The sequence below is a fragment of the Neolewinella aquimaris genome (genome assembly GCF_014197245.1).
GTDB classification, from domain to species: domain Bacteria; phylum Bacteroidota; class Bacteroidia; order Chitinophagales; family Saprospiraceae; genus Neolewinella; species Neolewinella aquimaris.
The window spans coordinates 365,229-388,445 of record NZ_JACIFF010000002.1; the positions used below are offsets into that span (position 1 = coordinate 365,229).

The 23,217-nt window shown below is 60.5% G+C and carries 11 protein-coding genes; 8 read left to right on the forward strand and 3 right to left on the reverse strand.

What is annotated here, in order from left to right; all coding sequences use genetic code 11:
• Positions 1-7: 7 nt before the first annotated feature.
• The 3 genes from GGR28_RS06085 to GGR28_RS06095 all read right to left on the reverse strand — a co-directional run bounded on the left by GGR28_RS06085 (position 8) and on the right by GGR28_RS06095 (position 3,259).
• On the reverse strand, positions 8-877 hold the full coding sequence (locus GGR28_RS06085; RefSeq protein WP_183494852.1) for a family 16 glycosylhydrolase: 870 nt from the start codon (positions 875-877) through the stop codon (positions 8-10).
• 5 nt (positions 878-882) lie between these two features.
• On the reverse strand, positions 883-2,025 hold the full coding sequence (locus GGR28_RS06090; protein ID WP_406603757.1) for a glycoside hydrolase family 117 protein: 1,143 nt from the start codon (positions 2,023-2,025) through the stop codon (positions 883-885).
• A 106-nt stretch (positions 2,026-2,131) separates the two neighbouring features.
• A complete protein-coding gene (locus GGR28_RS06095; RefSeq protein ID WP_183494854.1) occupies positions 2,132-3,259 on the reverse strand; it encodes an NHL repeat-containing protein in 1,128 nt (375 codons plus the stop codon).
• 142 nt (positions 3,260-3,401) lie between these two features.
• Between GGR28_RS06095 and GGR28_RS06100 the strand changes: the two genes are divergently transcribed.
• The 8 genes from GGR28_RS06100 (at position 3,402) to GGR28_RS06135 (ending at position 23,174) form a co-directional block, all read left to right on the forward strand.
• Positions 3,402-4,415 (forward strand): zinc-binding alcohol dehydrogenase family protein, encoded by a 1,014-nt coding sequence (locus tag GGR28_RS06100; protein ID WP_183494855.1) that lies wholly within the window; start codon positions 3,402-3,404, stop codon positions 4,413-4,415.
• 416 nt (positions 4,416-4,831) lie between these two features.
• Positions 4,832-8,032 (forward strand): DUF1553 domain-containing protein, encoded by a 3,201-nt coding sequence (locus tag GGR28_RS06105; RefSeq protein WP_183494856.1) that lies wholly within the window; start codon positions 4,832-4,834, stop codon positions 8,030-8,032.
• A gap of 4 nt (positions 8,033-8,036) precedes the next feature.
• Positions 8,037-9,488, forward strand: a complete 1,452-nt coding sequence (locus GGR28_RS06110) for a DUF1501 domain-containing protein (RefSeq protein ID WP_183494857.1) — start codon at positions 8,037-8,039, stop codon at positions 9,486-9,488.
• A gap of 171 nt (positions 9,489-9,659) precedes the next feature.
• Positions 9,660-12,698, forward strand: a complete 3,039-nt coding sequence (locus GGR28_RS06115) for a SusC/RagA family TonB-linked outer membrane protein (RefSeq protein WP_183494858.1) — start codon at positions 9,660-9,662, stop codon at positions 12,696-12,698.
• A 10-nt stretch (positions 12,699-12,708) separates the two neighbouring features.
• Entirely contained in the window at positions 12,709-14,274 is a 1,566-nt protein-coding gene (locus GGR28_RS06120; protein ID WP_183494859.1) for a RagB/SusD family nutrient uptake outer membrane protein, read from the forward strand.
• A gap of 34 nt (positions 14,275-14,308) precedes the next feature.
• Entirely contained in the window at positions 14,309-17,575 is a 3,267-nt protein-coding gene (locus GGR28_RS06125) for a VCBS repeat-containing protein (protein ID WP_221233814.1), read from the forward strand.
• A gap of 33 nt (positions 17,576-17,608) precedes the next feature.
• Positions 17,609-19,672 (forward strand): thioredoxin domain-containing protein, encoded by a 2,064-nt coding sequence (locus GGR28_RS06130; RefSeq protein ID WP_183494861.1) that lies wholly within the window; start codon positions 17,609-17,611, stop codon positions 19,670-19,672.
• 244 nt (positions 19,673-19,916) lie between these two features.
• Positions 19,917-23,174: a SusC/RagA family TonB-linked outer membrane protein gene (locus tag GGR28_RS06135; protein ID WP_183494862.1), complete on the forward strand. Its 3,258-nt coding sequence runs from the start codon at positions 19,917-19,919 to the stop codon at positions 23,172-23,174.
• The last annotated feature ends 43 nt before the right edge of the window (positions 23,175-23,217 follow it).

Below are 23,217 nucleotides of genomic sequence, written 5' to 3' on the forward strand. Positions count from 1 at the left end.
CCGGCTTCTATTGCCGTGGCCGGTAAGTACGGATCCAGTCTACGAGCATGATGTTTTTCTCGTCGTCTGCCAGCTCTTCGTCCGTTGCAACGATTCCTTTCTCTGAGCGCCAGGCGTGGTCTTCCGTGTCGATGATGAGATACATGGGCCGATCGAGCCCCACCCCGTCGGGGTCGTCGTCCGGTTCGAGTCTGAGCCGGCGCACCAGCTTACCGTCGAGGTAAATATCGATTGACCAGGGATCGATCCAGTAAGCTCCGAACCGGTGAAAATCACGGCGGTAGGGCACTTCCCCGGCCAGCGTATGGTGGGACGGATCGCTCAAATTTTCGAGAATTCGATTGCTCGAATCTCGCACGAAAATGTGATAGTTATTGGATGCATGGGTAGCATAGTAGCGCTGATCGGGCCGGTCACCGCCGTAAATTTCCAGGATGTCCAGCTCCCGCCTATCGTCCTCGCTCAGTAACCATAAATTGGAAGAGAGCACCTGATTGCTTACCCTGATGCTGGCTTCGATAAAGACCGGATAAGAAATTGGAGCTTGGGATGTTACTACTCCACAGTAGACCCTTCGGGTTCCTTCCTTGCGAGAGGCCCGAATGATCAGATGGCCATCCGCTACAGCTGAGTGTCCGGCGTCCCATTCCGTGAGCCCCGGTCCACTCCACCCCTTGAAGTAGGTATCCCGCCACCGCTTAGTGAACCGTTTCCCCTTGCCCCGGTAATTGAAACTGTCGGAGAATTCCGGTATAAGCTGCCATTCTTCGGTATGCCCGGCAGCGACGGGCAGCGGAATGCCCGACCAATCCTGTGCCCCGATCGTACCGATCGGGATAAGCACCGTAGCCAGTGCGTAGAGCAACGTCCATTTCATCGCTGCTACTTCCCGGCCTCCCCCTTCGCTACGTGCTGCTCCTTCCGTTGTCCCTCAAAGCGGCGGATGTACTGGTAATCGCCGTTTGCGTACTGGTGGGTCAGCCCCCACTCCATGATCTTGATGGGATCTTCCTCACTCTGGTTTGAGCGAACCAGGCCGATGGCGTGGGGCGCTCCGGGAATGGCACTCATGATCTCAAAGTTGATGCCATCGGGCGCCCACTGAATCGTGTTCTTTTCGAATCCGTCAGTGGTGATCAGGGAAGCGATTCCCCCATTGTAGTGCCAGACGCAAATTTCGTGACCGCTGTTGCTGATGGGATTGTAGGGCGACTTGACGTAGGGGCCCAGCGGATCGTCGGCAATGGCAACCCCGTGCCGAATCTGGCGACCGCCGAAGGTGATGGCCTCTCCCATTTGCTCACCCTTGTAGTAGAGGTAGAATTTGCCGTTGTAGGCCATCAGGCACGGGTCGTGCACCTTATGGCTGTCAAAGTCTCCCTTCTTCTCCACGGCGAAGCGATTCTGTTCCTCGCCCTTCCAGATGCCATTGTCGGCTGGACTCAGGATCGGCTCGTCCAACTTCGTCCACGGACCGTCGGGACTTTCCGACCAGGCCAGGCCGACCTGATTCTTTACCCGCACGTTGTAGGGCGACTTTACGGTCTGGTAGGTGAGGTAATATTTCCCATCGTGGGGCAGGCATTCGACCGTAAAGACGGAGCGATCGTCGTAAGCGCCCGGCTCACCGCGACCGACAGCCATGCCCTGTTCCTCCCAGGTCCATCCGTCCTTGCTGGTCGCGTACCAGATGTCGCAGCGGTCCCAGGGGAAGACCTTGTCCTTATCTATATCCCCTCCGAATCCCTGCGTCGGGCCCGTACTGCGGGAGTACCATACGTAGTAAGTATCGCCAACCTTGATCACCGCGCTGGGGTCGCGGCGCACCACCCCCTCCTCGTAGGCGAGATCGCCCTTCAGGTCCATTGTTTTAAACTCCAGGAACCATTCGTTGCTGCGACTTTCCTTCGGCCACTGCAGGGCACGCTTGCTGGCCGCGCTGAGGTGTTCCGGATCGGTGATGCCGAGAAAATCGATGTCGTCCTGGCTAATTTCAGTTGTGCTGGGTGGGTCAGTCTGTTGCATACTCTGACAGGAGGATAGAAGAAGGAAGAGGGGAAGGATACGGTATAGCATGGCAAATTGATTTTGATTTTCAGGATCACGCCGGCCAGGAGACCGACGGAAAATTTTACACCCGTTCGAGTTTTACGGGGGGCGTACGGTGGGCATTCCACTGGCAGACGTAGACGTTTTCGTCCGCATCCACACACACGTCATGGCCATTATAGAAGGTTCGGGCGGTGTCCTGGGCCACCCGTTGCAGTTTCTCATTTTCGTAGACGGGTTGTTCTCCTCCGGGACAGGAAACAACGCGATCGTCGCGGTCCATCACCATAGTGAAGCCGGTCTGCCGCAACCAGGGCTGCTCCCCCCCCTCACTGAAGTCGTGGCTCCAACAGACGCCGGCGTAGACATTCTGCCCACGAATGACGGGACGGCAAATTTGCAGATTGGCCAGGTCCACCGTCTTGATCCACTTTCCGTCGAGGGTGAAGTACTTATACTCCTTCGTCGAGCGGCTGGTCACGAGCAGGCGCGGACCGGCGGGGTCGCGGGTATCGACGGCTATACCGTGGGCGTTGTGCAGGTTGTAGTTCTTGTCGGCATTCTCGTGTCCGCCGAATTTGCGGATGAACCTTCCCTGCTGGTCGTACTGCAGAATGTAGTCGGAGCCGTAGCCGTCGGCAACGTAGATGTCCCCGTTGGGCGCTACGGCCGTTTCCGTCGGTTGAAAGGGCATTCCCGGCTCGTACTCTCCAATTCCCTGCGGATGACCTATGCTAAAAACGAGCCGCCCGTCCACCGTCATTTTAGCGACGTAGCCGTTCTGTCGGATCATGGTCCGCCCGTCGTCGCGGCTCCGCATCCAGCCGCTTTCGCTGACGTACAGCATATCCTCGCCCCCCTCGTCGACCAGCGTCAGGCCATGACCGCCGGGCCAGTACGTACCCCAGGAATCGACCACTTCCCCTGACTTATCGAACACCAGGATGTTATTGCGCGGGTCGTCGCCGATCATGATCAGCCGTCCCTTGCTGTCCGTCACCATTTCGTGGCAGTTGTCGATGAAGGTGGTGAAGGGATTGATCTTCGCCCAGTCGCGGTGTACGCGGTAGCGGTAGTCTCCGTGTCCGATAATTTCTTCCATGCTTGCAGTTCGCTTAGGGTATTTTCCTCCGATGGCGAAGGCGGGAGCGGTGACAAGCGCGGTGGCCAGCGTCATTCCGGTCTGTACAAACGATCTTCGGGAGGGCATAAAGTAGCTTAGTGGGTAACTCCAGCAAGGTAGCCGTTAGGATGGGGCAGGCCGTATCACTGTGGTACAAAAGCGTGCCACGTATGGTCGGACGGCCGTTTTTTGGGCGGGGACGCGGGTGCAATGTCTTTTCTTGCAAGCCATGAAGTACATCGTTTGCCAGGAACCCGGCCGCTTCGAGCTGGGCGACCGTCCCGAACCCACTGCAAAAAGCGGGGAGGCGCTGCTGAAGATTCACCGCGTAGGTATCTGCGGTACCGACCTGCACGCCTACTCCGGCAACCAAGCCTTCTTTACGTACCCGCGCATTCTGGGTCACGAGCTTTCGGCGGAGGTTGTCCAGATCGGTGAGAACCCCCAAGGGCTCACCGCCGGCGACCGGGTCATCATCATGCCCTACCTAAGTTGTAGCAAGTGCGTCGCCTGCCACATGGGTAAAACCAATTGCTGCCAGAACATCCAGGTACTGGGCGTACACACCGACGGCGGTATGCAGGAATACCTCACGGTACCCTCCGATATTCTGATTCCCGCCGGCAACCTGAGCCACGACGAGATCGCCATCGTCGAACCGCTCGCGATCGGTGCCCACGCCCTGCGGCGGGCCGCCGTGAAACAGGGAGAAACCATCGTCGTCGTCGGCTGCGGCCCGATCGGCATCGGAATGATGGCCCTGGCCAAGCTGGTCGGCTGCACCGTGATCGCCCTCGACACCAATCAGCAACGTCTCGACTTCGTCCGCGACGAGATCGGGGTCGACCACGCCTTCAGTGTGCTCGAAGACCCGGTCGCAGCGGTAACAGAAGTGACCGGCGGCGACCTGGCGACGGCGGTCTTCGACGCCACCGGTGCCCAACGCGCCCTGGAAAGCGGCGTCGACTACATGAGCCACGGGGGCCGCTACGTGCTGGTCGGTCTCAGCAAGGGAGACCTGACCTTCAGTCACCCCAAGATCCACGCCAAGGAAACCACCCTGATGTGTAGCCGCAACGCCACCTTCGACGACTTCCGTTGGGTAAAGGAAAGCCTCGCCAGCGGCAAATTTCCGACCAATAAATTCATCACCCACTCCGTCTCCTACACCGACATGATCGATCACTTCGACGGCTGGCTGCAGCCGGAAACCGGCGTCATCAAAGCGGTAGTAAAGTGGTAGTAGCGTCCACTTCAGTGGACAAGCTGCCGGATATGACAAGCAGCGGGACGGCTGAAGGCCGTCGCCACAGTAGCGTCTACTTCAGTGGACAAGCTGCCGGGCGTTATAAGCAGCAGGACGGCTGAAGGCCGTCGCTACAGTAGCGTCCACTTCAGTGGACAGGCTGCCGGGCGTTACAAGCTGCATGACGGCTGAAGGCCGTCGCTACTCGCGGACAGGCTGCAAAATATTGTAGGCAGCGTGACGGCTAAAGGCCGTCGCTACTGGTTCGGCACCCTGCCGGGAGACGGGCCGCCCGACCGGGAAATGCGGGTCAGGTACGTCCGCGTCTGGCAAAAAAAGTAGCTAAACCATTTGGAGTAGTCTTTTGGCTCCGCGTGGCAACGCAGCCCGGTCGAGCCCCGTAATTTAGTGGCATGATGAGATTGCTCTGTTTCGCTGCTCTTCCCCTGTTGCTCTGCACCTGCGGCCCCGCCCTACCCGACGACGTGGAGATGGCCTACGCCGAACTGCCGGAAGTACTGGATTACAACCTGCACGTCAAACCGGTGCTGTCGGATAAGTGCTTCGCCTGCCACGGCCCGGATAAGAATACCCGCTACGCGGATCTGCGCCTCGATGTTGCCGAAGTGGCCTACGCGAAGGCCATTAAACCGGGCAAGCCCGGAAGCTCGGAACTGGTGCACCGCATCCTGTCGGACGATCCGGAGATCATCATGCCGGAGGCGAAGGCCAATATTCCCCTTTCCGCCCGCGAAAAAGCCATTCTGGTGAAGTGGATCGAGCAGGGGGCCGAGTACCGCGACCACTGGGCCTTTAGTGCGCCGAACCGCCCGACTGCCCCGACCGCCGACGAAAGCGAGTGGAATGCCTCTCCGATCGACCAGTTCGTACGCCGCAAACAAAAGGAACACGGCTTCGGCTTTGCCCCCGAGGCACCCCGCGATCTGCTCCTGCGGCGGCTCTCCTTCGACCTGACCGGCCTGCCCCCCACCCCGGAAGAAACGGCGGCCTTCGAGGCGGATTCCTCTCCGGATGCTTACGAAAAACAGGTCGACCGACTGCTGGCTTCTCCCCACTACGGCGAGCGCATGGCCGTACAGTGGCTCGACCTGGCGCGGTTTGCCGACACCCACGGATATACCGTAGACCGCTTCCGCGACATGAGTCCCTACCGCGACTGGGTGATTCAGGCGATGAACCAGAATATGCCCTACGATACCTTCGTAACCTGGCAGCTGGCCGGTGACCTACTGCCCAACGCGACCCGGGAGCAGCGATTAGCAACGGGTTTCAACCGCCTGCACCCGCAAAACCTGGAGGGAGGAATCATCGAGGAGGAATTCCGGAGTGCCTACGTTTCCGACCGGACCGACGTACTGGGCACCGGCCTGCTGGGGCTCACCCTGGCGTGTGCGAAGTGCCACGACCACAAATTCGACCCGATCTCGCAGCGCAATTACTACGAGATGTACAGCTTCTTTAACAACGTCGACGAGGCGGGCCTGATCCCCTGGGACGGTGCCACGCCCTCGCCGCGCCTGGAGCTGCCGACGGAGCGACAGGACAGCATCATTGCCTACCTGAAGCAGTTGGAGCGCGAAAAAGAACAACGGATAGACCAAATCGCAAGCAGCAACGCCGAACGCGCGCAACAGTGGATCGCCAGTCACGGCTACCGGCGCCTGCGTCCTTCCCCGGGACTACGGGCCCACTATAAGCTGGAGGACAGTCGCCTCGCGAATGCACTTAATCCTGCCCAACGCGGTAAGATGGACCGGCAGTTCTCCAACGACGAGGTTCCCGAACTAGCGGAGGGGAAAAACGGCAGGGGGCTACAGATGAATGGCGATGCCTGGCTGGACCTGTATCCGGTGGGAATTTTTTCGCGGGACGAGCCATTTACAATCGGCCTCTCCGTAAAGCTGCCCGAAAAGTTGAAGACCGGAGTGATCTTCCACAAGGGCCACGGCACGCGGCTGCACGCCGAGCGGGGCTACCACCTCTTCCTCGATTCTACGGGACTGCAACTGCTGATGGCCCACGCGAATCCCGGCAACTCGATCGTAGAATTCGCCAAAGTCGACCTACCCCGGGAAGAATGGCTCCAACTCACCGTCACCTACGACGGCAGCAGCACCGCCGCCGGCTACCGGCTTTACCTGAACGGAGCGGAGCTCGCCACCACCGTAAAGAACGACGACCTCACGAAGGACATCATTTTCCACAGCATGACCGACCCGATTTACTCCGCGCCGATCGAGCCCGGACTGCAGATCGGTGCCCGCTGGCGCGGCAAGGGAATCGGCGGAGCGACGGTGGACGACATCCTGGTCTACGATCGCGAACTGACTGCTCTGGAGGTACTCCGGCTCGGCGATGAATCAGCGGTTGATAGACTACTGGCCACCACTCCGGCGCAGCTGAATGCTACTAAGCGGGAGGCACTCATGCAGTACTACACCGCCCTGGAAATACCCGCCTACCGTGCATCGCTCGCCGAACTGCAGCAAACCCGGGAGGCGCTGGTCGACTCGATGGAACCCGTGAAGGAGGTCATGGTCATGGCCGAAATGGAGACGCCCCGGCAGGCGTACATTCTTAGCCAAGGATTATACAACCTACCCGCCGAACCGGTAGAGACTCGGACGCCCGACTGGCTGCTGCCGATGCCGGAGGACGCACCGAAAAACCGGCTCGGACTGGCCCAGTGGATGTTCGCCCCCGGCCACCCCCTCACCGCCCGGGTGGCGGTCAACCGCTACTGGCAGCAGTTCTTCGGCCGCGGACCGGTCAAAACCGCCGAGGACTTCGGCAACCAGGGCGAGCTGCCCACCCACCCCGAACTGCTCGACTGGCTGGCCGTGGAGTACGAAGAAAACGGCTGGGATACCAAGGCCCTGCTGAAGACCATCGTAATGTCGCGCACCTACCGCCAGTCTTCGGTGACGCCGGAGGAGCAGCGACTGGCCGACGTAGAAAACGTCTGGCTGGCCCGCGGTCCGGCCCTACGGCTGACCGCCGAAATGATTCGCGACAATGCACTCTTCGCCAGCGGACTGCTCAACACCAAGATCGGCGGACCCAGCGTAAAGCCCTACCAACCGGAAGGCCTCTGGAAAATGAACAACGCGGAGTACGTGCAGGACGTGGGCGACGACCTCTACCGCCGAAGCCTGTACGTATTCTGGAAGCGAACCGTGCCCCACCCCACCCTGGCCACCTTCGACGTGCCGAACCGCGACGAGTGCACCGTGCGGCGGCAAAAAACCAATACCCCGCTCCAGGCACTCGTGTTAATGAACGATCCGGCATTCGTGGAAGCGGCCCGCGCCCTCGGCGAACAGATCACCGTAGCGAACGAGCCTACCCAGGCCATCAGAACGGTATTCACCCGCCTGAGCGGCCGCCAACCGGTGGAGGAAGAACTCAACGTGCTCGAGCAAGTACGCGAAAACGAGCACCAAAAATTCCTCGATTTCCCCGCTAAGGCCACCGGTTGGCTTACTGCCGGAGACAGCAAGCCGAACGAGGCGCTCGACCGGCTGCAACTCGCCGCCGATGCGGTACTCGCCAGCGTCATCATCAATTCCGACGCCGCAATCACAAAACGATAATCTCATGGCCCTGCAAGACCTCTTCGGCGTAAAGCAAAAATTCGACCGCCGCGAATTTCTCACCCGTTCTTCCCTCGGTATCGGAGCGATGGCATTGGGCAATTTGCTGAAGGCCGAGACACCCTTCCAGGCCGATAACCCGCTCGGTGGACTGCCCGGACTTCCGCACTTTGCGCCCCGGGCCAAACGCATCGTATTCCTCTTTCAGAGCGGCGGGCCGTCGCAGTTCGAAACTTTCGACTACAAGCCGAAGCTGGAGTCCATGCGCGGACAGGACCTTCCCGACTCCGTGCGCAAGGGACAACGGCTGACCGGCATGAGCGCCGACCAGACGAGCCTGCCGATCGCGCCCTCCCTGTATAAGTTCAAGCAGTACGGCGAAAGCAGGGCCTGGGTTAGTGAGTTACTTCCGCATACGGCCGAGGTGGTCGACGAGTTGTGCTTCGTGAAGAGCCTATACACCGAACAGATCAACCACGACCCCGCCATCACCTTTTTTCATACCGGCAACCAGCTCCCCGGTCGGCCGAGCATGGGATCGTGGATGAGCTACGGCCTCGGCTCGCTCAACAACAACCTGCCCACCTTCGTGGTCCTGCAGTCTAAAAACTCCGGAGGGCAGCCCCTCTACGCCCGCCTCTGGGGCAACGGCTTTCTGCCCACCCAGCACCAGGGCGTGCAGTTCACCTCCGGCAAGGACCCGGTCCTCTACCTCAATGACCCCGAAGGCTACGATGGCGCCGATCGTCACCGCATGCTGGGGTACCTGAACGAGCTGAACGACGTACAAAAAAGCACCTACGGCGACCCCGAGATCGACGCCCGCCTGAGCCAGTACGAGATGGCCTACCGGATGCAGAGTTCCGTACCCGAGATCGCGGATATGAGCGACGAGCCGGACCACATTTTCGACATGTACGGCCCCGACAGCCGCAACCCCGGCACCTTTGCTGCAAACTGCCTCCTCGCCCGCAAGCTGCTGGAAAAAGACGTCCGCTACGTCCAACTTTACCACCGCGGCTGGGATCAGCATACCCACCTTCCCGGCGGCATCAAGAACCAGTGCAAGGCCACCGACCAAGGTTCGGCTGCGCTGATCAAGGACCTGAAGCAACGGGGCCTCCTCGAGGACACCCTCGTCATCTGGGGCGGCGAGTTCGGCCGCACGGTCTACAGCCAGGGCAAGCTCACGGCCACCAACTACGGTCGCGACCACCATCCTCGCTGCTTCACGATGTGGATGGCCGGCGGTGGCGTAAAGCCCGGCTTCACCTACGGCGAGACGGACGACCTGAGCTACAACATTGTGCGCGACCCGGTCCACGTCCACGACTTCCACGCCACCATCATGCACCTGTTCGGCGTAGACCACGAACGGCTGACCTTCAAACACCAGGGGCGCCGGTACCGACTGACGGACGTACACGGACACGTGGTGAAGGATTTGCTGGCCTAACGCGAACCATGTTCCTCCTTAAATAAGTTCGTTTAGTGTTCAGATAATGAGGGTTTGCTAGTTACTTTTCATAAAAACCATTTGTGATACACATTAACCGATGGATGTCCGGGGCGCTTTGCCGATCCCGATACCTTACGATCAATTGATTACACTCAAATCGGTTACAATATGAAACACCCTTATCTATCCGGGCTATTCCTGACCCTCTTTACGCTGCTGGGTGGCGCGGGTTTATCCGCCCAGTCCCAAACCATCACCGGCACCGTCGAGGATGCCGACGGCCCGCTCATCGGGGTCAGTATCCTTAAGAAAGGCTCATCCAGCGGTACCGTCACGGACCTGGACGGAACCTTCACGCTGCAGGCCGAGCCGGAGGACATTCTTGTGTTCAGCTACATCGGTTATGCGACCCAGGAGGTACCCGTTGGTGATCAACTCAACCTAAGCGTCACCATGGATATCGACGCCAACCAACTGGACGAAGTCGTGGTCGTGGGCTACGGCTCTCAGAAAAAAAGCGACCTGACGGGTGCGGTCAGTCAGGTGTCCGGTACCGAACTGGGCAAATTCCCCGTCGCTAACGCTACCGAATCGCTACAGGGACGAATGGCCGGCGTGCGGATCGAATCGGCCGGCGGCGCGCCGGGAGCTGGCGCTTTTGTAACTATCCGGGGCTCAGGAACGCTTTCCAACGCCCAGCCCCTTTACGTCATCGACGGGATCCTGACGGGCAGTATGGACAACCTAAACCCGGCCGACATCGAATCGGTCTCCGTACTGAAGGATGCATCGGCCAGTGCCATCTACGGTTCGCGGGCCGCCAATGGGGTGGTGATCGTGACGACCAAGAAGGGAAGTCCCAACGGAGGACTGACCATCGAAGCCGACCTGAGTGCCGGGGTGCAGTCGTCCATCAACCGGATCGACTGGGCTAACGCCAGCGAGTACGCCCTCATCCGCAACCGGGCCAACGACAACGACGGTACCAACCGGTCGCCGGCCAACGACATCGATTTCGACCCCAATACGGATACCGATATACAGGACCTGAGCCTGCGCACCGGTGCCATCTACAATACCGGACTGCGGCTCTCCGGCGGATCCGAAATGTTCACCTTCAGCGTCTCCGGCAACTACCTGGACGAAACCGGAGTGGTACGGGAATCGAGCTACAACAAGGCCAACGTGCGGGTCAACTCCACCTTCACCAAGGGTCGCTTCCGCCTGGAGGAATCCATCGGCCTCACCCGCACCGAGAACAATCCCAACAACTACTTCAACAGCGAGCGGGACATCCTGCCCACCGCCGCCTTCCGCAATCCCGACTTCGACGGCGGCTACGCGGCCACCTCCGACCCCACCGGCTCTACGGCCATCCACGGGGTGGGTAACATGCGCAATTCGCTCGCCCAGGCCATTCTGGAGGACCGGACCATCACCAGCAACGGCATCCTCGGCAACGTTGCCGCCTCCTTCGAGGTGATCGACGGGCTGACCTATAAATTGAGCGTGAGTCTCGACCAGGGGAACACCAACAATTACCGGTTCACGCCGACCTTCTTCTTCAACGCCACTTCCGTAGGTCGACAAAACTTCGCCGAGCTCAATGAGACCAACAGCAACTTCACCAGCACCATTATTGAGAACACCCTGAACTACGACCGCGAGCTGGCCGGCCGCCACCGCATTAACCTGTTGGCGGGCTACACCCGGCAGGTGTCGTCGGGACGGACGCTGGGCATCATCGCCCGTGACTTCCCCTCCAACAGCATTCGGGTAGCATCGACCGCTCAGAACCTGGCTTCCGCGCCGTCGTTCGAGTTTAAGTCGGCCCTCCTTTCCAGCTTCGGCCGCGTCAACTACAGCTACGCCGATCGCTACCTCCTGACCGCCACCCTGCGCCGCGATGCCTCCTCCCTCTTCCGCGAGGACCTGCGCGCAGGCGTTTTTCCTTCGGTGGCCATCGGCTGGAACGTGGGGAACGAATCCTTCTTTAACTCCGACGGATTGATCAACGACCTGAAGCTGCGCCTCAGCTACGGCGAGATCGGTTCCAACAATACCCAGGCCTACGAGATCGACCCCGTGCTCAACCTGTTTAGCGAGTACCCCCTAGGAAGCGGCCAGGTGCGACAGACGGGTTACTCCGTCACCCGGGGCGTGAACGACGCCATTAAGTGGGAAACCACTACCACAACCGACCTCGGCGTGGAAGCCTCCCTGCTGGACAGTCGCCTCTCGGTCACCATGGATTACTTCATTAAGAACACCAACGATATTCTCGTTCGGCTCAGCGTTCCCCGCTTCACCGGCTTCGATAACGATCCGACCTTCAACGCCGCCAGCATCCGCAACAAGGGATTCGAATTCGGTGCCAACTACGGCAAATTCACCGGCGAATTCAACTGGAGCCTGGGTGCCAACTTCACCATCCTGAACAACGAAGTGACCGACCTGCCCTCAGACCCCATCGTCGGCGGACAGTTCACCTCCAACGGACTACGGAGTACGCTGACGGACGTGGGTCAGCCCATCGGCTCCTTCTACGGATACGAGGTGGAGGGTATATACCAGTCGGACGCGGAAGCCGCCGAGGACGGGCGAACGGACGCACGGGCCGGTGACTTCAAGTTCCGGGACATCAACGGCGACGGGATGGTGACCGATGACGATCAGACCTACCTCGGCAGTCCGATCCCCACGTTCGAGTACGGACTGAACGCCAACTTCTTCTACCGCTCCTTCGACGCTACCCTCCTGTTCAACGGCGTAGCCGGGAACAAGATCCTGAACGCTAATATTTACCGGGGTTACTTCGATACGGAAGGAAACTACCTCGCCGATGCCGTGAATGCCTGGACTCCCGAAAATCCCAGCTCCAGCGTTCCCCGCAACACCCTGGTCGATCAGGCCTTTAACCGCCGCACCTCTGATTTCTACCTGGAAGACGGGGCGTACTTCCGCCTGCGTAACCTACAGATTGGCTACACCCTGCCGCAGAGCCTACTGGCGGGCACCGGTGCCCTTTCGAAGGTCCGGGCTTACGTGAACGTGCAGAACCTGTTCACCATCACGGACTACACCGGCTACTACCCCGAGGCGGGCCGTAACAGCCGGGGCGGCACCAATATTTTCAACGCGGGCGTCGACGAATCCGCCTATCCCATGCCGCGCACCTTCATGTTCGGTCTTCAACTGGGCTTCTAAAAAAATTAACATGCATACCACGATACAACGATTCTCCCAATTCGGTCTGGCGGCGGTTACGACGATCGGACTGGTCCTTCTTCCCTCCTGTAACGAGGACCTGCTCGATCAGACCAATCCGAGCGCGATCACGCCAAACTCTTTCTACCAGACCGCGGACGACGCCGTCAAAGCCATCATCGGAGCCTATAGCCCGTTCACCGACATTTGGTACTATACCCGCATGAACGTCTTCGCGACGGACTACCGGGACGACCTAGTCAACGGCTTTGCGACCTCCGAGCGGACCGACCCGGGACGCTTCGCCGCTGAATCCAATAAGAATATGGTTGCCTGGACGTGGGGTCCGGCCTGGAAAATTATTTCCCGCGCCAACGCCATCCTGGCCTACGTCCCGGACATCGAAATGAACGAACAGGACAAGGCGGCCATCCTGGCGGAAGCCCGCTTTCTGCGAGCCTACAACTACTTCCTGCTCGTACAGACCTACCTCAACCTGCCGCTTGTGACCGAGCCCATCGACCTGGAGGAGGCCCGCACCGTATCGCAGGTAGCGCCGGAGCAGATATACGACCTCATCATTTCCGACCTAAAGGCCGCCCAGACCGCCCTTCCCGTCCAGTGGCCGGCCGATCAACTGGGTCGCGCTACCTCCGGCGCCGCTACCGGCCTCCTCGCCCGGGTGTACATGTCGCAGCTCGACTACGCGAACGCCAAACCGGAACTGCTCAAGGTGATGAACTCCGGGCAGTACGAGCTCATGGCGGATTACGCCGACAATTTTGAGGAAGCGTCGGAGAACAATAAGGAGTCGCTGTTCGAGATCCAGCTCGTTTCCGACGGCAATTCCGGCTGGGGCGGTGATGCTCCGGGCGCGGGTAAGGGAGCCGGTTACATGCAGGACATCGCGCCGCCACCGGCCTTTACCGGGCAGGACGGCATGCGTATCAATCAGTGGGCCCTCGACCTCTTCCTTGACGAGCGGACCGTGGACGGCCACATCGATCCCCGGGCCTTCATTACGCTCTTTTTCGACACCGACGAAACCACGCCCTACCAGGGTCGGGAACTGGGGCCTACCATCTACGGCGGGCAGACGTATGATGAGGTATTTCCGGGTTCCGACTTCATATTCAACAAGAAGTACCTCGACCTGGAGGCCGGCTATACCACCGCTTCCCAGGGGTGGCACTTTTCGGGAAACAACTTCCGCGTATTGCGCTACGCCGATATTTTACTTCTCTTCGCTGAGGCGGAGTTCAATCTGAACGGATCCACCGCCGAAGCGCTGGCGGCCATCAATCAGGTGCGTGCCCGGGCGAATATGCCCGCCCTGACGTCCATCACCATGCAGGACATCATGGACGAGCGCGTCAAGGAGCTGTCCATCGAGCGCACCCGCTACCAGGATCTCCTGCGCTGGGGCCTGGTGAAGGAGTTGATCGTCGACCGCCCGGGCATCAAGTCGGAAAGCGGTGGTACGGGGGCTTACCGTCCCGGACGCGAGTACTTCGACATTCCCGACAGCGAACTGAACAACAATCCCAACTTCAAGCACAACCCCGGGTACGAATAACTCAGGCATGGCCTACCGCTGTATACTCCCCTTATTGCTTTGTCTTAGCGTGGTGGGCTGCCGGAACGACCGTTCCGCGCAGCCCGCGCGCATTTCCGGTTTTACCCACCTTTCCGCTGCCGACAGCGGCATCGACTTTGCGAATACGATCACGGAGAGCGATTCCCTGAACTACTTCACCTACCCCTACCTCTTTCTCGGCAACGGCGTGGCGGCGGCCGACTTCGACCGGGACGGGCTCACCGACCTGTTCTTCACGGGAGCACAGGTTGGCAACCGCATGTACCGTAACCTGGGCGACTTCGCGTTCGGGGACATCACCACGACGGCCGGATTGGAAGAATCGGACCTCTGGGCTACCGGGGTAACCACCCTCGACATCAACGCCGACGGGTGGATGGACCTGTACGTGTGCGCGGCCGGCCCGGGCGATAACCGACAAAATCGGCTTTACCTTAATCAAACCGACGGCACCTTTAGGGAGGCCGCCGCAGAGTACGGACTAGCCGATGAAAGCCATTCCATGCAAGCTACTGCTCTCGACTACGACGGCGACGGACTGGTGGATTTGCTGGTCGCCAACTACGCCAACGTGCCGGTCACCCAGGGCAACGAATTTTACGGCGACCGCATGCGGATCAACGCCCCGGAAGAATCGATTCACCTGTACCGCAACACCGGTCGCGACACCTTCGTCGACGTTACGGAAGCGGCCGGCCTGCAGCGCTTCAGTCTGGCGCTCGGGGTGGTGGCCCAGGATTTTAACGGCGACGGCCTGCCGGACCTGTACATTTCCAACGACTTCAACGTCCCCGACTACTTTTTCGTGAACCGGGGAGACGGCTCCTTCAGCGAGGAACTAGCCGAAAGCTTCCCCCACACCTCTATGTTCGGCATGGGCATCGACGCGGGCGACCTGAACAATGACGGCCGTGCCGATCTCGTGCAGCTCGACATGACGGCCGCCGATTACCGACGCGCGAAGACCAATATGGCCAGCATGCGGCCAGAAGCCTTTTACCGGGGGGTAGAGCTTGGTTTCCACTACCAGTACATGCAGAATACCCTGCAACTTAATCGGGGCAACGGTGTGGACGGCCGCGCCCGCTTCTCCGACGTGGCCCAACTGAGCGGTGTGGCTGCGACCGACTGGAGCTGGGGAACCCTACTGGCCGATCTGGACAACGACGGCTACCGCGATCTTTTTATCACCAACGGCATCAAACGCGACGTCAACAACAATGACGTGAACGCCAGTTTTCGCTCCGGCAACTTCTTCGGAGGCTCCGCGGACCGCGACTACCGCCTCCTGCCCAGCCGACCCATCGCCAACTTCTGTTTCCGCAACCCGGGCACCGTACCCGCCCCCTTCGAGCAGGTGCAAACGCAGTGGGGGCTCGACCAGCCGGGCTTCTCCCAGGGGGTTGTCGCCGCGGACCTCGACAACGACGGCGACCTCGACCTGGTGCTCAACAACATGGACGCTCCGGCCGGCATCTACCGCAACGAGGTGACGTCCAACTACCTGAAAGTTTCCCTTACCGGACCACCCTCCGACCCCCTGGCACTCAACGCCAGGGTACAGGTCTTTACCGGCGATACCGTGCAAACCGCCGAGCTTACCCTCACCCGTGGCTACTTCTCGGCCCAACCGCGAGAACTGCACTTCGGCCTGGGCGATCGACCGACCGTGGATAGTATCGTCGTGCGGTGGCGGGATGGTAGCAGCAGTCAAATTGGTCCACAATCCGCAAACCAAACCATCACAGTGTCCTACGCCGACGATCGGATCGTGGAGAATCAAGTAGCACCACCCCCGCCGCCCTTCGCCGACATTACCTCCCTGACCGGACTCGATTTTCGGCACCAGGAGGACGACTTCGATGAATTTCAGTACCAGCCCCTCCTCCCCCACCGGTACTCCCGCCTCGGGCCGGGCATGGCCGTGGGAGATGTGAATGGCGATGGCCTGGACGATCTTTTCTGCGGGGGAGCGCGCAGGCAAAACTCACAACTGTACCTCCAGACGATAGACGGAAAATTTGAGTCGGCGGGGCCGAGCTACCAATTCGCGGACGCCGAACTGGAGGTCACCGGTGCCCTGTTCTTTGACGCCGACGGAGATGGCGACGACGACCTCTACGTCGTCCATGGAGGCAACGACCGCCAGCAATCGGCCGCTACCCTGCAGGATCGGCTTTACGTCAACACCCCCGGTGGGCTGGTCGCGGCACCCGCTGCTCTACCCGATCTTGTGGTGAGCGGTCAGGCGGTCGCGGCGACTGATTTTGACGGGGACGGCGACCTCGATCTGTTCGTGGGCGGGCGCCTCGTTCCCGGCCGTTACCCCCACTCTCCTACAAGCCACCTGCTGCTCAATGAGGGAGGAACGGTGGATGCCCCCCGGTTTCGGGACGTCACTGCCCAACGGTGTCCGGCACTATCCGCCGCCGGAATGATCACCTCCGCTACCTGGGCCGATGTCGACGGGGACGGCCGCCCGGACCTCCTCACCGCCGGTGAATGGACAGCGGTAACCGTATACCTACAGCGAGCAGACGGCAGTTTCGAGGCCCGACCCGCCGCACCCGACCGGACGGGTTGGTACTACGCCCTGACCGCGGCCGACGTCGATCAGGACGGCGACATCGACTTGCTCGCCGGCAACCTCGGTCAGAACTACAAGTACCGGGCCGACGACACCCACTCCTTTGAAGTGTACGCCAACGACTTCGATGGCAACGGCCGGGAAGACATCGTGCTGAGCAAATCAGACGGATCCACCCAGCTGCCCCTGCGGGGCCGGGAGTGTTCGGCCCAACAGATACCGGCCATTTCCAAGCGGTTCACCACCTACTCCGCCTTTGCGGATGCGGACCTTCGGGACATCTACGGCGAAGCGCTAGAAACCTCCCTCCACTACGTGGCCAGTGACTTCAGCCACCAGTGGTTCGAAAACGATGGTTCGGGCCGGTTCCAAGTCCACCAATTGCCGGCCAGTACCCAGATCAGCAGCATCAACTCGATCGTTCCGCTCGATTACAACGGTGACGCCTATCCAGACTTCCTACTGGCCGGCAACCTCCTCCACGCCGAAGTAGAAACCACCCGCAACGACGCCGGCTACGGCAGCATCCTTCTCGGAGGCCCCGACGGGCCACAGGCAACCGTAGCACCCCACGAAAGCGGATTGTGGCTGTACGGAGAGGTACGCGGTGTGCCGAGCCTCAACATTCAGGGTCAACCGGCGCTGGTCATCGCCCGCAATGGGTTGATGCCGGTCATCTACGCACGACAGTAGGTGGAGTGGCGGTGGCACCATACCTTTCGCCCTATGTGCGCCCGTCTTTACTTTGCTATTTGCCTCCTTTCCCTCTGCGGCTGTCAGACCAATCCCGGCGGCAGCAAGCAGAACCACCTCGCCGACGAGCGGAGCCCCTATCTGCTGCAGCACGCCGGCAATCCCGTAGACTGGTACCCCTGGGGCGACGAGGCCCTCGATAAAGCAGCCACTGATGACAAGTTACTGGTCGTCAGCATCGGCTACGCGGCCTGCCACTGGTGCCACGTCATGGAGGAGGAGAGCTTCGAAGACACGACGGTAGCCCGGGTCATGAACGACAATTACGTGAGCATCAAGGTCGACCGGGAGGAGCGCCCCGACATCGACGACGTGTACATGACCGCCTGTCAGCTGTCGAGCCAGGGCGGCTGCGGCTGGCCCCTCAATGTGATCGCCCTACCCGACGGCAAGCCGATCTGGGCCGGCACCTACTTTCCCCGCGAACAGTGGCTCAAAATTCTGGATCACTTCACCCAGCTCAAACAAACCGATCCGGCACAACTCGATACCTACGCCCGCGAACTCACGGGCGAACTGGCACGCGTCAATGCTTTCGACCCCGCGCCGCCGACGGATCAGGAGCTCTCCACCGACCTGCTGGACTCGCTCACGGTTAACCTCATTGGTCAGATCGACTTACAGTGGGGCGGACTCCGGGAGGCACCTAAGTTTCCGATGCCCATCGTCCACGAATACCTGCTTACCCAGTTTTACCACAGTCAGGATTCTACCGTCCTCGCAGCCGTCACCACCACCCTCGACGCAATGGCCGCCGGGGGCATTTACGATCAGCTTGCGGGAGGGTTTTCCCGTTACTCGACCGATGTGGAGTGGCGGGTGCCCCACTTCGAAAAAATGCTGTACGACAACGCCCAGTTGCTGTCGCTCTACGCCCACACCTACCAGGTCACCGGCCGGCCGCGTTACGCCGAGGTAGTGCGCGAAACCGCCGACTTTCTCAACACCTCCCTTTCCGATCTCGACGGCGGCTTCTACTCCTCCCTCAATGCAGACACCGACGGCGAGGAGGGCAAAACCTACGTCTGGACGCGCCGGCAGATCGACTCCGTGCTTCAGGACAAAAGCGTGGCCAAGGCCTTTTCCCGCCACTATTCCGTGACCGAAGCCGGTAACTGGGAGGGGACCAACATTCTGTACGAGCAGGGGGGCGGGGCCGCGGGTGCCGTAAATTTCCGTGAAGCAAAGCAACAACTCCTCCGTGCCCGCAATGCCCGGACACAACCCGACGTGGACGACAAAGTGCTCACCGCCTGGAACGCCCTGGCCATCTCCGGCCTCTGCGCGGCCTATGCCGCCCTGGAGGAGCCGGCTTACCGCGACCGGGCCGTTCGCACCGCCGAATTCCTGACCGAAACGGCCCTGCAGGAGGACAACCGGCTCTACCGTAACTACAAGGACGGCAAGAGCGGCATCAACGGCTTTCTCGACGATTACGCCCTGCTCGCCGCGGCCTTCATCGACCTCTACCAAGTGACCTTCGATGAAAAATGGTTGGAACGGGCCGCCGGACTGGTGGACTACGCCGACGCCCATTTCTACGATACGGAGCGCGGATTTTATCGCTACACCTCTTCCCTGGATGCTGCCCTGGTAAGTGAGAACATCCCCATCTACGACCGCGTGATCCCCGCCGGCAATTCCGTAATGGCCCGCGTACTCTTCCAACTCGGTACCCTGACCGGCGACCCAGCCATGTCGGAACGGGGTAGCACGATGCTCCACGGCGTACTGCCTGACCTAAGCGAACGGGGGTTGACTGGCTTTGCCAACTGGGGCAGACTGTACCACGACCTCACCTACCCTACCCTGGAAGTGGCCATCGTGGGAGAGCGGGCGGCATCGATCCGGGAGGGGCTGGCGCGACGGTACCTGCCGCACGTGCTGTTTCTGGGTGGTGAAGCGGAGGGCACTTTATCGTTGCTGAAGGATAAGTTGGTTCCCGGCGACACCTACGTCTACGTCTGCCTCGATCGCCTGTGCCTGCGGCCGGTGCAGAGCGTGGGAGCCGCGCTTTCCCTCATTGAAGAATACTAGTACCGACTGCTGAATCCCTGATTTTTCGAGAATTAATTGGGGATTTTCCTCTGCTGAATGCCCGTATTTACTGGCCTTTCGGCAGATTAAACATATGTGTTAGCGATAGAATCATGCGTAGCCGTCATCCGCTACGGTGGGTTGCACTTTTGTTGTCACCCGGTTCATTCCCCGGCTCACTACTGCATATGGCAATCGGTTAGGTACCGCTGCGAACAGCCCGCTTGCCCTAAAACACTTGATCATGCATAGAACCTGTTTACACTTATTCTTGCTGCTGCTCGCCGCCGGGTTTAGCCTCACGGCAACTGCACAGGGCGGCCTTACCGTAAGCGGTACCGTGACTTCGGCCGACGAAGGACCGCTCATCGGCGTAACTGTACGCGTGGCCAATGACCTGAATACGGGAACGGTAACGGACCTGGACGGCAGCTACACCATTACGGTACCCGACGGCAGCGCTACCCTGCTGTTTACCTACACCGGCTACGAGAGTCAGAACGTTGGGGTCAACAACCGTACCGTGATCGACGTAGAGCTTGCCACCGATGCCGAAACCCTTGAGGAAGTCGTCGTCGTCGGCTACGGCTACGTGAACAAGAACGACCTGACGGGCTCGGTCACGACGGTCAAAAATGAAGACCTGACCCGCGTGCAATCCATCAACTTCGAAAAGGGACTCGCGGCCCAGGCGGCTGGCGTGCAGGTCGTTACCTCCCAGGGAGGACCGGGAGCTGCCGCAAAGATCCGCATCCGGGGCGGCACCTCCATCAACGCCACCAACGATCCGCTGTACGTAGTCGACGGTTTCCCGCTGATCGGTGACGCTCAGGGTACGGGAGCCGGTCCCGGAGCCCAGTTGGAAAGCCCCCTTTCCTCCATCAACCCGGAAGACATCGAATCCATCGAAATCCTCAAGGACGCCTCCTCTACGGCCATCTACGGTAGCCGCGGGGCAAACGGAGTGGTGCTCATCACGACCAAAAAAGGAAAGGAAGGGCGCGCCCAACTCACCTATTCCGGCTCCTACGGCATCGGCACCCTGGCCCGGAACATCGACCTGCTTACGCCCCAGGAATACGTCGACTTCTGGAACGAATATTTCCCCTACAACTACGGCAATACCTTCGAACGCCGCGACCTCGCCTACCGCGACGACTTCGGCAACGACCTCGACCTGGGCGACAGCGACCTGTTCGTGGTAAACTGGCAGGACCGGGTGATTCGCAAATCCTCCACCATGCGTCATAGCCTGAGCATTAACGGGGGCAGCGAGCGCACCCGCTACAGTGCTTCCTTCAGCTACGCCGACGACCAGGGCATCCTGGAGGGCTCCTACTTTAAGCGCTACACCGCAAACCTGAACGTCAGTCAGGAACTGGCCAACAACCTCTACGCGGGCATCAACCTCAACGCCGGCTTCATCGACCGGGGCGGCCCCATCACCGCCAGTGCCAGTGTCGGGAGCAGCGCGCGGGCCAGCGTACTGACCCAGATCAACCTCTTCCCGCAAGTGCAGGGCCGCATCCGCTACGCGGAAGCCGAGTACGACGAGGATGGACTGCTCATCAGCATCCGCGATGGAGACGCCAGCAACCCCGAGACCCGGATCGAGAAGACCCACAACTTCTCTACCCAGATCAACGGCTTCGCCAACACCTACCTGGAGTACCACTTCAGCGACCACCTGAGCGTCAAATCCACCTTCGGAGGGCGCTTCTACAATGTGAACAGCGAGGGTGTCTACCCCAGCGATTTCGGCTGGTCGCGCTCCCTTGGCGGCGTGGCGTTCACCAGCCTCAACCGCAGCGCCGGCTGGCTGAACGAGAACACGGTTTCCTACCGAAATAAATTCGGCATCCACGGCATCAACGCCGTGGCCGGATTCACCCAGCAGGGCGGCGAAGGACGCTCCCTGCGGACACAGTCTCAGGATTTCGCCCTGCCCGGCGTCGACATCGACAACCTGTCCTCGGCGGCCCTCACGCTGCCCACCCAGTCCGACCGCGGCGCGGACGGCCTGCGCTCGTGGCTCGGTCGGATCAACTACACCCTGGCCGACAAGTACCTCTTCACGGTCAGTGGTCGCGCCGATGGTTCCAGTAAGTTTGCCGAAGGTAAAAAATGGGGTTTCTTCCCCTCCGCCGCCGTAAGCTGGCGCGTGAGCCAGGAACCCTTCCTGGTGGACAATCCCGTGATCAGCAACCTGAAGCTCCGGGCCACCTACGGCGTTTCCGGCAACAACTCCATCGGCAACTACCAGTCGCTGGCCGCCTACGAAGCCTCCCGTGTCATTCTTGACGGCAGCCTGGTGTCCGGCGCGCGGGTCAATCGCCTGGGCAACAGCGACCTCACCTGGGAAACGACCGCCCAGACCGACATCGGCTTCGAGCTCGGCCTGCTGGACAACCGCATCACCTTCGACTTCGACTACTACGTCAAGACGACCAGCGACCTCCTACTGGCCCGGCCGCTCCCTCCCGAAACCGGCTTCACCTCCGCCCTGCAGAACTTCGGCGAGATCGAGAACAAGGGCATTGAGCTCTCCCTCAATACCACGCCGGTCGACCGCGGCGACTTCACCTGGAGCACCCGCTTCAACATCTCCCGCAACCGCAATGAGGTAAAGGACATCGGTGATGCCGCCTTCATTCTTGCCACCGGACCCGGCTCCAACCAGAACGACTTCATCGTCCGGGTGGGCGAACCCATCGGCAGCTTTTACGGCTTCGAGGTGGAGGGCGTGTACAACTACGCCGACTTTCCGATCTTCGACGGCCTCTCCCCTGCGGAAGCCGAAGCCCTGGTGCGCGGCGAAGGAGGCGACTACTGGGAAAACTTCTTTGAGCTGCGCGAAGGCGTACAGACCCGCGCCAGTGTGGGTCAGTACCGCCCCGGCATGATCAAGCTCCGTGACATCGCGGGAGTGGACGAAGACGGCAATCGGGTACTCATCCCCGATGGCGTGGTCGACGAGAACGACCGCACCATCCTCGGTACCTCCCAGCCCGACTGGTTCGGTGGACTGACCAATGATTTCCGCTACAAGAACTTCGACCTGAACTTCCTCTTCCAGTTCTCCGTCGGCAACGAGACTTACAACAACAACCTGGAAAAGGGCACCGCAACTGCCATTCCTACCCTGAACAAGTTCGGCATCGTCCGCGACCGCTGGCGCCCCGACGCGCCCGACACCGACTTCCCCGGCATCTGGGGCTTCGGCGACGGTGGCGTGAACCGGGAGAACCTGAGCATTTACATCGAGGATGGCTCCTTCATCCGCCTGTCCAATGTGACGTTGGGCTACCGCCTCCCCCGCGGCTTCCTGACGAGCACCGCCGCCCGGGTGTACCTGGCCATCGACAACGCTTTCCTCATCAGCAACTACTCCGGCTACGACCCCGAGGTCAGCGTAGGAAACAACCAACTGACCCCCGGCGTGGATGCCGACAGCTACCCGCGCGAACGCACCTTCCGCGGAGGCATATCGGTCACTTTCTAACCCACTTTGAACCACCGCTCCCCCCCGCCCCGGCGGGGGGAGC